10 protein-coding genes and 1 pseudogene are annotated in these 11,637 nt (G+C 54.5%); 9 read left to right on the top strand and 2 right to left on the bottom strand.

Translation table 11 applies throughout. From position 1 onward, the window contains the following. Positions 1 to 10 precede the first annotated feature (10 nt). Entirely contained in the window at positions 11 to 253 is a 243-nt protein-coding gene (gene pspG, locus HVZ37_RS20540; protein WP_044257370.1) for an envelope stress response protein PspG, read from the top strand. A 179-nt stretch (positions 254 to 432) separates the two neighbouring features. Here the strand turns inward: pspG and HVZ37_RS20535 are convergent, their stop codons facing one another. Next, positions 433 to 1,416: a quinone oxidoreductase gene (locus tag HVZ37_RS20535; protein ID WP_054176725.1), complete on the bottom strand. Its 984-nt coding sequence runs from the start codon at positions 1,414 to 1,416 to the stop codon at positions 433 to 435. A 64-nt stretch (positions 1,417 to 1,480) separates the two neighbouring features. On the opposite strand from HVZ37_RS20535, the gene dnaB reads away from it, so the two are divergent. From dnaB to HVZ37_RS20510, 5 genes are all read left to right on the top strand, one after another. After that, entirely contained in the window at positions 1,481 to 2,896 is a 1,416-nt protein-coding gene (dnaB, locus tag HVZ37_RS20530) for a replicative DNA helicase (protein ID WP_042321088.1), read from the top strand. A 95-nt stretch (positions 2,897 to 2,991) separates the two neighbouring features. After that, positions 2,992 to 4,071, top strand: coding sequence for an alanine racemase (alr, locus tag HVZ37_RS20525; protein ID WP_054176724.1), 1,080 nt, complete (start codon positions 2,992 to 2,994; stop codon positions 4,069 to 4,071). 130 nt (positions 4,072 to 4,201) lie between these two features. Further along, the gene (gene tyrB, locus HVZ37_RS20520; protein WP_054176723.1) at positions 4,202 to 5,395 is read left to right on the top strand and encodes an aromatic amino acid transaminase; all 1,194 of its coding nucleotides are present in this window, start codon (positions 4,202 to 4,204) and stop codon (positions 5,393 to 5,395) included. A gap of 174 nt (positions 5,396 to 5,569) precedes the next feature. Continuing rightward, complete coding sequence (gene aphA, locus HVZ37_RS20515; protein ID WP_042999042.1) at positions 5,570 to 6,283, top strand: acid phosphatase AphA; 714 nt, start codon at positions 5,570 to 5,572, stop codon at positions 6,281 to 6,283. Positions 6,284 to 6,409: 126 nt separating this feature from the next. Further along, on the top strand, positions 6,410 to 6,766 hold the full coding sequence (locus HVZ37_RS20510) for an MmcQ/YjbR family DNA-binding protein (protein ID WP_042999043.1): 357 nt from the start codon (positions 6,410 to 6,412) through the stop codon (positions 6,764 to 6,766). Between the two features lie 41 nt (positions 6,767 to 6,807). Here HVZ37_RS20510 and uvrA read toward each other — a convergent pair whose 3' ends face one another. Further along, on the bottom strand, positions 6,808 to 9,630 hold the full coding sequence (gene uvrA, locus HVZ37_RS20505) for an excinuclease ABC subunit UvrA (protein WP_042999044.1): 2,823 nt from the start codon (positions 9,628 to 9,630) through the stop codon (positions 6,808 to 6,810). Positions 9,631 to 9,882: 252 nt separating this feature from the next. Between uvrA and ssb1 the strand changes: the two genes are divergently transcribed. The 3 genes and pseudogenes from ssb1 to HVZ37_RS20490 all read left to right on the top strand — a co-directional run bounded on the left by ssb1 (position 9,883) and on the right by HVZ37_RS20490 (position 11,599). Beyond that, complete coding sequence (ssb1, locus tag HVZ37_RS20500) at positions 9,883 to 10,410, top strand: single-stranded DNA-binding protein SSB1 (RefSeq protein WP_042999045.1); 528 nt, start codon at positions 9,883 to 9,885, stop codon at positions 10,408 to 10,410. 206 nt (positions 10,411 to 10,616) lie between these two features. Continuing rightward, positions 10,617 to 10,880, top strand: a pseudogene (gene tnpA, locus HVZ37_RS20495) (IS200/IS605 family transposase); the annotation flags it as partial. Between the two features lie 287 nt (positions 10,881 to 11,167). Then, positions 11,168 to 11,599 carry a universal stress protein gene (locus HVZ37_RS20490; protein ID WP_042999046.1) on the top strand — a complete coding sequence of 144 codons (432 nt, stop codon included), beginning with the start codon at positions 11,168 to 11,170 and terminating at the stop codon, positions 11,597 to 11,599. Positions 11,600 to 11,637: the final 38 nt, after the last annotated feature.

The raw sequence follows: 11,637 nt of genomic DNA, 5'->3' as shown, positions 1-11,637 counted from the left end.
GGAGAGCATCATGCTGGAACTACTTTTTGTGCTTGGCTTCTTTATCATGCTGATGGTCACCGGCGTCTCGCTATTGGGCATTCTGGCCGCGCTGGTTGTTGCCGCGTTCGTGATGTTCCTTGGCGGCATGTTTGCACTGATGATCAAACTCTTGCCGTGGTTGCTGTTGGCTGTTGCGGTGGTGTGGGTGATTAAAGCGATTAAGTCGCCAAAAATCCCACAATATCAGCGCAATAACCGTTGGCGTTACTAAAGATGTGAGGGATGCGTCACAACCTGTAACTTTGGCGTCAGAACCAAATAGGAATTGACTACCAAATCTGTCAGTATTGCGCGACTAACAGATTCATCGAGCTGTACCCTACATACAGCCGAACTAAAAAAGAAAGGGCTTCCCAATGGGAAGCCCAATTTCTTTCAGGAGCAAGGGAATCAAGGGATCAGCAAACTCGAACCCTGCGTTGCCCGACTCTCCAGCACTTCATGCGCGCGCCGTGCCTCTTTCAGCGGATATTTCTGACGGTCTGGCACATCCACTTTGATCACGCCGCTGGCGATCAGCGAAAACAGTTCGTTACTGGCTTCGGTCAACTCTTCCGCGTTGGTGATGTAGCCCTGAAGAGAAGGGCGCGTGGCGTATAGCGAACCTTTCTGATTCAGAATCCCCAGGTTCACGCCGGTCACCGGGCCTGACGCGTTGCCAAAACTGACCATCAGCCCCCGACGCTGCAGACAGTCCAGTGAGGCTTCCCAGGTATCCTTACCGACCGAGTCATACACCACGCGGACTTTTTTGCCGCCGGTTATCTCTTTAACCCGTTCGACAATGTTCTCTTCGCGATAGTTAATCACCTGCCATGCGCCAGCATCCAGCGCTCGCTGTGCCTTTTGCGCGCTGCCAACGGTGCCAATCAGTTTCGCGCCCAGCGCTTTCGCCCACTGACAGGCAATCAGCCCTACGCCGCCAGCGGCCGCATGGAACAGGAACGGTTCGTCGGGCTTGATTTCGTAAGTTTTGCGCAGCAGATAAAAAACGGTTAGTCCCTTCAGGAAAGAAGCGGCAGCCTGCTCGTAAGAGATGGCGTCAGGCAGGATAGCGGCTTTATCGGCCGGTACGTTGTGGACCGAACTGTAGGCGCCGAGTGCGGACTGCGCATACACCACGCGATCGCCTGCTTTAATATGACGGACGTCGCTGCCGACTTTGCTGACGACGCCCGCTGCTTCGGTCCCTAAACCGCTGGGCAGCGCGGGGGGCGGATAGAGCCCACTGCGGATATAGGTATCAATAAAGTTAATGCCGATCGCTTTGTTTTCGACCTGGATTTCGTTCGCTGCGGGATCGGCAGGGGTAAAGTCCACGGCCTGAAGCACGTCAGGGCCACCATGCTTGTGAAATTCAATTCGTGTTGCCATGATTTCTCCAGTATCATCGGAAGATTAGCGTCAACTCACTTTTATCTCGGTAACTCCATTCACTATGGCAGGAAATAAACCCTTCAACAAACAACAGACTGATGTCCGTGATCGCGACCCACAGGTTGCCGGACTGAAAGTACCGCCGCACTCGATTGAAGCGGAACAGTCGGTGTTGGGCGGTTTAATGCTGGATAACGAGCGCTGGGACGATGTCGCCGAGCGCGTGGTAGCGGAAGATTTTTATACCCGTCCACATCGTCACATCTTCACAGAAATGGGGCGGTTGCAGGAAACCGGCAGTCCGATAGACCTGATTACGCTTGCGGAATCGCTGGAGCGACAAGGGCAACTGGACAGCGTCGGCGGTTTTGCGTATCTGGCTGAACTCTCCAAAAATACGCCAAGTGCCGCGAACATCAGCGCCTATGCGGATATTGTTCGCGAACGTGCGGTGGTGCGCGACATGATTGCCGTCGCCCATGAAATTGCGGATGCGGGTTTTGATCCGCAGGGGCGCACCAGTGAGGATCTCCTCGATCTCGCCGAGTCCCGCGTCTTTAAAATCGCGGAAAGCCGCGCCAATAAAGACGAAGGCCCGAAAAACATTGCCGATGTGCTCGACGCGACCGTTGCGCGTATCGAACAACTGTTCCAGCAACCGCACGACGGGGTGACGGGGGTTAACACCGGCTATGACGATCTCAACAAAAAGACCGCAGGCCTGCAGCCTTCGGATCTGATAATCGTCGCGGCGCGTCCGTCAATGGGTAAAACCACATTTGCGATGAACCTCGTCGAAAATGCGGCGATGTTGCAGGATAAACCGGTTCTTATCTTCAGTCTTGAGATGCCCTCTGAACAGATTATGATGCGTTCTCTGGCCTCGCTGTCCCGCGTGGATCAGACCCGTATTCGAACCGGCCAACTGGACGATGAGGACTGGGCGCGCATTTCCGGCACGATGGGCATTCTGCTGGAAAAACGTAACATCTATATTGATGACTCCTCCGGTCTGACGCCAACGGAAGTGCGCTCCCGCGCGCGCCGTATCGCTCGCGAACATGGCGGTATCGGGCTGATTATGATCGACTACCTGCAATTGATGCGCGTGCCGTCGCTGTCCGACAACCGTACGCTGGAGATTGCTGAAATTTCCCGCTCGCTGAAAGCGCTGGCAAAAGAACTGCATGTGCCGGTCGTGGCGCTGTCGCAGCTTAACCGCTCGCTGGAACAACGTGCTGATAAGCGCCCGGTCAACTCCGACCTGCGTGAATCCGGCTCCATTGAACAGGATGCCGACTTGATCATGTTTATCTATCGTGACGAGGTTTATCACGAGAACAGCGACCTGAAAGGGATTGCGGAAATCATCATTGGTAAGCAGCGTAACGGCCCCATCGGGACGGTGCGACTGACCTTTAACGGACAATGGTCGCGCTTCGATAATTATGCGGGACCGCAGTACGACGACGAGTAAATCCTCGTCATCCTTTGTGCCGCAGCGGCGTTGACCGTCTTGCTGTGACGCAAATGATTGAGAAGATTATTTCTTTATTAAGGCAAGGAATGACAATGCAAGCGGCAACTGTAGTTATTAACCGCCGCGCTCTGCGACACAACCTGCAACGTCTGCGTGAACTGGCGCCTGCCAGCAAGCTGGTTGCGGTCGTGAAAGCGAACGCTTACGGACACGGTCTGTTAGAGACCGCGCGAACGCTCCCCGATGCTGACGCTTTTGGTGTGGCGCGTCTCGAAGAAGCTTTACGTCTGCGAGCAGGGGGGATCACGCAACCCATCCTGCTGCTGGAAGGCTTTTTTGAGGCATCCGATCTGCCCACCATTTCCGCACAACACCTGCATACGGCGGTCCATAACCAGGAACAACTGGCCGCGCTGGAAGCCGCCGAACTGGATGAACCGGTGACCGTGTGGATGAAACTCGACACCGGCATGCATCGTCTGGGCGTGCTTCCTGAAGAAGCGGACGCCTTCTGGCAGCGCCTGACGCAATGTAAAAACGTGCGCCAACCAGTTAATATCGTCAGCCATTTTGCCCGTGCGGACGAGCCGGAATGTGGAGCGACCGAACGGCAGCTTGATGTGTTCAATACCTTTTGTGAAGGCAAAGCGGGTCAACGCTCGATTGCCGCCTCCGGCGGGATTTTACTCTGGCCGCAGTCGCATTTTGACTGGGTTCGTCCTGGCATTATTCTCTACGGCGTGTCGCCGCTGGAAAACCAGTCCACAGGGGCCGATTTTGGCTGCCAGCCGGTCATGTCGCTGACTTCCAGCCTGATTGCCGTGCGCGAGCATAAAGCGGGCGAGCCGGTAGGCTATGGCGGAACATGGATCAGCGAACGTGATACACGTCTTGGCGTCGTGGCGATGGGCTATGGCGATGGTTATCCGCGCGCTGCGCCATCCGGTACGCCGGTGTTGGTGAACGGTCGCGAAGTACCGATTGTGGGTCGCGTAGCGATGGACATGATTTGCGTTGATCTCGGGCCGCAGGCGACAGACCTGGCCGGTGACCCGGTGATTTTATGGGGAGAGGGACTCCCGGTGGAACGCATTGCGGCGATGACTAAAGTCAGTGCTTACGAGCTGATTACCCGCCTGACTTCACGGGTGGCAATGAAGTATATCGATTAAGCGGGCGTGTGGAGTGCCGGATGGCGGTGTAAACGCCTTATCCGGCAATATTCCCACCAGGCGCTCGATCTTCCTCTCCATCCGGTTTATTGTGTCTTAACCCCTGCCTGTAAACCTGGAGAACCATCGCGTGTTTCAAAAAGTTGACGCCTACGCCGGCGACCCGATTCTGTCGCTCATGGAGCGGTTCAAAGAAGATCCGCGTAGTGACAAAGTGAATCTGAGTATCGGTCTGTATTACAACGAAGACGGGATTATCCCGCAGTTGAAAGCGGTGGCGGAAGCCGAAGCGCGTCTTAACGCGCAGCCGCACGGCGCTTCGCTGTATCTGCCGATGGAAGGGTTGAATACCTATCGTCATACTATCGCGCCATTGCTGTTTGGGGCTGATCATCCGGTTCTCCAGCAGCAGCGTGTGGCGACGATCCAGACATTGGGCGGCTCTGGCGCGCTGAAAGTGGGTGCCGATTTCCTCAAGCGCTATTTCCCGGATTCCGGCGTGTGGGTCAGCGATCCGACGTGGGAAAACCATATCGCGATTTTTGAAGGGGCTGGATTTACCGTCAGCACCTATCCCTGGTACGACAATGCCACCAACGGCGTGCGTTTCAACGATCTGCTGGAGACCCTGAAAACGCTGCCTGCGCGCAGTATCGTCCTGTTGCATCCTTGCTGCCATAACCCGACGGGTGCGGATTTAACGCACGCGCAATGGGATGCGGTGATTGAGATCCTGAAAGCGGGCGATCTGATCCCGTTCCTGGACATTGCTTATCAGGGCTTTGGCGCTGGTATGGATGATGATGCTTATGCTATTCGCGCGATTGCCAGCGCCGGGTTGCCTGCCCTGGTCAGCAACTCATTCTCGAAAATCTTCTCTCTGTACGGCGAGCGTGTCGGTGGGCTTTCTGTCGTCTGTGAAGATGCCTCCACCGCAGGCCGCGTACTGGGGCAACTGAAGGCGACCGTACGTCGTAATTACTCCAGCCCGCCGAACTTTGGGGCGCAGGTGGTCGCGACGGTGCTCGGCGATGACGCGCTGAAAGCCAGTTGGCTGGCGGAAGTGGAGGCAATGCGAACCCGTATTCTGGCCATGCGTCAGGAGCTGGTGAACGTGCTAACCGCCACCATTCCGGGCCGTAATTTCGACTATCTGCTGCAACAGCGCGGCATGTTCAGCTACACCGGGCTAAGCGCGGCTCAGGTCGATCGCCTGCGCGACGAGTTTGGCGTCTATCTGATCGCCAGCGGGCGTATGTGCGTGGCCGGTCTGAACGTGGCGAATGTGCAGCGTGTAGCGAAGGCCTTTGCTGCGGTCATGTAATTCCTCTCAGGCCGGTTGAACCGGCCTTTTTCCTTCTATATGTGATCCTCCTCTTTTTCCAGGGTTAAACCGCAGAAAATCCTTCCTTTCATCTGCCGCTGGGGTTATGGTCAGAGAGTTTGTCGAATAGTCGTACTAATAAAATCATAACTAAATGACTTAAAAGGGAAAAATATGCGAAAGATCACACTGGCGTTGAGCGCCATCTGCTTACTTTTCACGTTGAACCATCCTGCCAGCGCGCTGGCTTCTTCACCTTCCCCATTAAATCCCGGTACTAACGTTGCGAAACTCGCGGAACAAGCTCCTGTTCACTGGGTTTCCGTGGCGCAGATCGAAAACACGCTGACCGGTCGTCCGCCAATGGCCGTCGGTTTTGATATTGATGACACCGTGCTGTTTTCCAGTCCTGGTTTCTGGCGTGGAAAGAAAACCTGGTCCCCGGACAGCGAGGCGTATCTGAAGAACCCGGCATTCTGGGAGAAAATGAACAACGGCTGGGATGAGTTCAGTATTCCAAAAGAGGTCGCGCGTCAGTTGATCGACATGCACGTCCGTCGTGGCGACAGCATCTTTTTTATCACCGGTCGTTCGCCGACCAAAACCGAGACCGTATCGAAAACGCTGGCAGATAACTTCCACATTCCGGCGGCAAATATGAATCCGGTGATTTTTGCCGGAGACAAGCCGGGTCAGAACACCAAAACGCAGTGGCTGCAGGATAAAAATATCCGCATGTTCTATGGCGACTCGGATAACGACATTACCGCCGCGCGTGATGCGGGCATCCGTGGGATCCGTATTCTGCGCGCCTCAAACTCGACCTACAGACCGTTGCCGCAGGCTGGTGCGTATGGTGAAGAGGTGATCGTAAATTCGGAGTATTAACCGGCGGCTGAGCGTCTGCTGTTTTTTTAAACAAAATTGATCTGCCAGCTTTTACCTTTTGCTGTCTTGCTGCACACTGAATAGATGACATTTCAGTGGAGTATTACGCTTGCGAGGGGATTAACGATGACCAATTCGGAGTTACTGCAATACTGCATGGCGAAAATCGGCGCGGAGCAGAGTGTGCACAGTGACTGGAAAGCCACACAAATCAAAGTTGAAGATGTGCTCTTTGCCATGGTGAAAGAGGTGGAAGGTCGCCCGGCGGTATCTCTGAAAACCAGCCCCGAACTGGCGGAATTGTTACGCCAGCAGCACAGTGATGTGCGTCCGAGCCGACATCTCAATAAGGCACACTGGAGCACCGTCTACCTCGACGGCTCGCTGCCGGATTCACAAATTTATTATCTGGTGGATGCTTCGTACCAACAGGCGGTGAATACGCTGCCGGAAGAGAAACGCAAGCTGCTGGTACAGCCGTAAAAAACGCCGTTCAGTGTGGAAGATGAACGGCGTTTTGTCTTTTACAGCATCGGTTTCAGGAAGCGGGCCGTGTGTGAGGCTTCACATTCCGCCACGGTTTCTGGCGTACCGGAGACGAGGATTTCCCCACCGCCGCTACCGCCTTCTGGACCGAGATCCACGATCCAGTCCGCCGTTTTGATGACGTCCAGGTTGTGCTCAATCACTACAATGGTATTGCCCTGATCGCGTAACTGATGGAGCACGTCCAGCAATTGCTGGATATCGGCAAAATGCAGACCCGTAGTCGGTTCATCCAGAATATAGAGCGTCTGACCGGTGCCGCGTTTCGACAGTTCGCGCGCCAGCTTCACACGCTGGGCTTCACCGCCGGAGAGCGTTGTCGCCGACTGGCCGAGACGAATGTAGGTCAAACCGACATCCATCAGGGTTTGCAGCTTACGTGCCAGCGCCGGGACGGCATCAAAGAATTCACGTGCTTCTTCGATAGTCATATCCAGCACTTCGTGGATGGTTTTGCCCTTGTACTTAATCTCCAGCGTTTCGCGGTTATAGCGCTTGCCTTTGCACTGGTCGCACGGCACGTAAATATCTGGCAGGAAGTGCATTTCGACTTTAATTACGCCATCGCCCTGACAGGCTTCGCAACGCCCGCCGCGAACGTTAAAACTGAAACGCCCCGGCGTATAGCCGCGTGAGCGTGATTCCGGTACGCCAGCAAACAGCTCACGTACTGGCGTAAACACGCCCGTGTACGTTGCCGGGTTGGAACGCGGTGTACGTCCAATCGGGCTCTGATCGATGTCGATGACCTTATCGAAATGTTCCAGCCCCTGCACGTCGCGATACGGCGCCGGTTCGGCGATCGTCGCACCGTTCAACTGACGCTGTGCAATCGGGAACAGCGTATCGTTAATCAGGGTCGACTTACCGGAACCGGACACGCCGGTGATGCAGGTGAACAGGCCGACCGGCAGCGTTAACGTCACGTCTTTCAGGTTGTTGCCGCGCGCGCCGGTCAGTTTCAGCACTTTCTCCGGGTTTGCGGGAACGCGCTGTTTCGGCACTTCAATCTTGCGTTTGCCGCTCATGTACTGGCCGGTCAGGGACTCCGGCACCGCCATAATCGCTTCCAGCGGACCTTCGGCAACCACTTCGCCGCCGTGGACGCCGGCACCCGGACCGATATCAATCACGTGGTCGGCGGCGCGAATCGCATCTTCATCGTGCTCCACCACAATTACGGTATTGCCGAGATTGCGCAGGTGGATCAGCGTCCCCAGCAGACGTTCGTTATCGCGCTGGTGAAGGCCGATGGACGGCTCATCCAGCACGTACATCACGCCGACCAGACCGGCGCCAATCTGACTTGCCAGTCGAATACGCTGGGCTTCGCCGCCGGAGAGCGTTTCCGCAGAACGGGACAGCGTCAGATAGTTGAGGCCAACGTTGACCAGGAACTTGAGGCGGTCGCCAATCTCTTTGAGGATTTTCTCTGCAATCTTCGCCCGCTGACCGGCGAGTTTGAGATTGTTGAAGAAGTCCATCGCATGTCCGATGCTCATGTCGGAAATGGTCGGTAGCGGTGTATTTTCAACGAAGACGTGGCGCGCTTCGCGCTTAAGACGGGTTCCTTCACAACTGGCGCACGGGCGGTTGCTGATGAACTTGGCTAACTCTTCACGAACGGCGCTGGATTCCGTCTCTTTATAGCGGCGTTCCATGTTGTGCAGTACGCCTTCAAACGGATGGCGACGCACGGAGGTATCGCCACGATCGTTCATGTATTTGAATTCAATACTCTCTTTACCAGAACCGTACAGCACCACTTTGTGTACGTTTGCGCTCAGGCTGGCCCACGGGGCTTCAACGTCAAACTTGTAGTGTTCTGCCAGCGATTTCAGCATCTGGAAGTAATAGAAGTTCCGGCGATCCCAACCGCGAATGGCCCCGCCCGCTAGCGACAGCTCAGGGTTCTGGATCACGCGATCGGGGTCGAAATATTGCTGTACGCCGAGCCCATCGCAGGTCGGGCAGGCGCCCGCCGGGTTGTTAAAGGAGAACAGGCGTGGTTCCAGTTCGCGCATGCTGTAACCGCAGATTGGGCAGGCGAAGTTGGCGGAAAAGAGCAGTTCTTCTGCTTTTTCGTCGTCCATATCGGCAACCACCGCCGTCCCGCCGGACAGCTCCAGCGCGGTCTCAAACGATTCCGCCAGACGAGTGCTGAGATCGTCACGCACTTTGAAACGATCGATCACCACCTCGATAGTGTGTTTCTTCTGCAGTTCCAGCTTTGGCGGATCGGAGAGGTCACACACTTCACCATCGATACGGGCGCGGATATAACCCTGGCTTGCCAGGTTTTCCAGCGTTTTGGTGTGCTCGCCCTTACGCTCTTTAATCACCGGGGCCAGCAGCATCAGGCGTTTGCCCTCCGGCTGCGACAGAACGTTATCCACCATCTGGCTTACGGTCTGCGCCGCCAGCGGAACATCGTGATCCGGGCAGCGCGGTTCGCCAACGCGGGCAAACAGCAGACGCAGGTAGTCGTGGATTTCGGTAATGGTGCCGACCGTCGAGCGCGGGTTATGGGACGTCGATTTCTGTTCAATTGAGATGGCGGGAGACAGCCCCTCAATATGATCGACATCCGGCTTTTCCATTAACGACAGAAACTGACGCGCATAGGCAGAAAGGGATTCAACGTAACGACGCTGCCCTTCGGCATACAAGGTGTCGAAAGCGAGCGAGGATTTGCCTGACCCCGAAAGCCCGGTCACGACAATCAGTTTGTCGCGGGGGATGACGAGGTTGATGTTTTTGAGATTATGGGTGCGGGCGCCCCGAACTTCGATCTTATCCATTCACCTTTCCCGGATTAAACGCTTTTTTGCCCGGCGCAGCAGGGTGCTACCGGCGATCACAAACGGTTAATTATGACACAATAAAACCTGAATGGATATACAGTATTGGAATGCAAAACGCAGAGTCTTATGTAACAATGTCCGGCTGAGGTTGTTTCGCGGAATCCGCGTCGCAACATAGTAAATTCGCTATTGGTAATGCTACAATCGCGCGTTTACACTTATTAAGAAACGTTTTCAGGAGACTCGATCATGGCCAGCAGAGGCGTAAATAAGGTTATTCTCGTGGGTAATCTGGGCCAGGACCCGGAAGTACGCTACATGCCGAATGGTGGCGCAGTTGCCAACATCACGCTGGCTACTTCCGAATCCTGGCGTGACAAGCAGACCGGTGAAATGAAAGAGCAGACAGAATGGCACCGTGTTGTGCTGTTCGGCAAACTGGCGGAAGTAGCCAGCGAATATCTGCGTAAAGGTTCTCAGGTCTACATTGAAGGTCAGTTGCGTACCCGTAAATGGACCGATCAGTCCGGCGTAGAGAAATACACCACGGAAGTGGTGGTGAACGTTGGCGGTACCATGCAGATGCTGGGTGGTCGTCAGGGTGGTGGCGCACCGGCAGGCGGTCAGCAGCAACAGGGTGGTTGGGGTCAACCTCAGCAGCCACAGGGTGGCAACCAGTTCAGCGGAGGCGCGCAGTCTCGCCCGCAGCAGCAGTCTGCCCCGGCAGCACCGTCTAATGAACCACCAATGGATTTCGACGACGATATCCCGTTCTGATCAAGCCAGTTTAGCGCTGTGCTAAATAAAAATAGAAAAGCCCCGTTTCTGACGGGGCTTTTTTGTACGCATAAAACCCCAGCCAGGCTGGAGGTTCCGGAAAGCTTTCAATTTTGAGACAGTTATTAAAACCCCTTTTGATTTGTTAAAACCCCTTGCGGTCTGGCAACTGCAAAAGTTAAACAAGAAATCAAAAGGGGATCCCAATGAGGGACGAAAAGAGCTTAGCGCACACCCGATGGAACTGTAAATATCATATAGTTTTTGCGCCAAAATACCGAAGACAAGCGTTCTACGGAGAGAAACGCAGGGCGGTAGGCAGCATCTTAAGAAAGCTGTGTGAGTGGAAAAACGTACGAATCCTGGAAGCGGAATGCTGTGCAGATCATATCCATATGCTTGTGGAGAGCCCACCCAAAATGAGCGTATACGGCTTTATGGCGTATCTGAAAGGGAAAAGTAGTCTGATGCAAATGTCAGATCGTATGCGCCTGTTAGGGCGCGGCTAGTAACAGAGCCTTATCGGCGTATCAGAAAAACCTCCGGCTATGCCGGAGGATATTTTTTTGTCAGTTTTTCTCACGCTACGTAAATAAATCTGCAGAGTTATCAGGAAGATAAATAAACTGCCTGAGATCAAATCGTGACGACGATTATCGATTATCCTGCGTTCGCAACTTTCACCCATTAAGACTGAACCTTGCCGGGCTTTTCAGGGAAACACGATCAGCCTGTCAGCGAACATAAGGAAATTAGAATGAACAAATCCATTTTAATGCCGGTTGATATTCTGGCGATGGACCTTTCTGACAAAGCGATTGCCTGGGCCGATCACATGCTCAATAAAGAAGAGGGCGTGCTACATCTGCTGCACGTTTTCCCTAAGCTGCAGGCGTCGCCAATGCGCGGCTTTGCTTCGGATATCAAAAAATACGAAGAGTACATGACCAACGATGCGCAGGAGAAAATGCTCGCGCTGGCGAGAAAATTCAAAACGCCGCTGGAGAGGATTCGCTTTGAAGTCCGACACGGCAATATTCGCGATGAGGTGAATGACGCGGCAGCGGCGCATAATGCCGAAATGATTATTATCGGCTCACGCAAACCGGGGATTGCCACCCATCTGCTGGGCTCGGCAGCCGCTAATATTTTGCGTTACGCAAAGGTGCCGGTAATGGTTGTTCGTTAATCCGTCATCGTAGACGAAAAAGGCCTCCGGTTTTGGGA

The organism is Citrobacter sp. RHB35-C17, assembly GCF_013816795.1.
Taxonomy (GTDB): Bacteria; Pseudomonadota; Gammaproteobacteria; order Enterobacterales; family Enterobacteriaceae; genus Citrobacter_A; species Citrobacter_A amalonaticus.
Note: the sequence above shows the minus strand (reverse complement) of the source record. Positions and strands in the feature narration are given on the sequence as shown.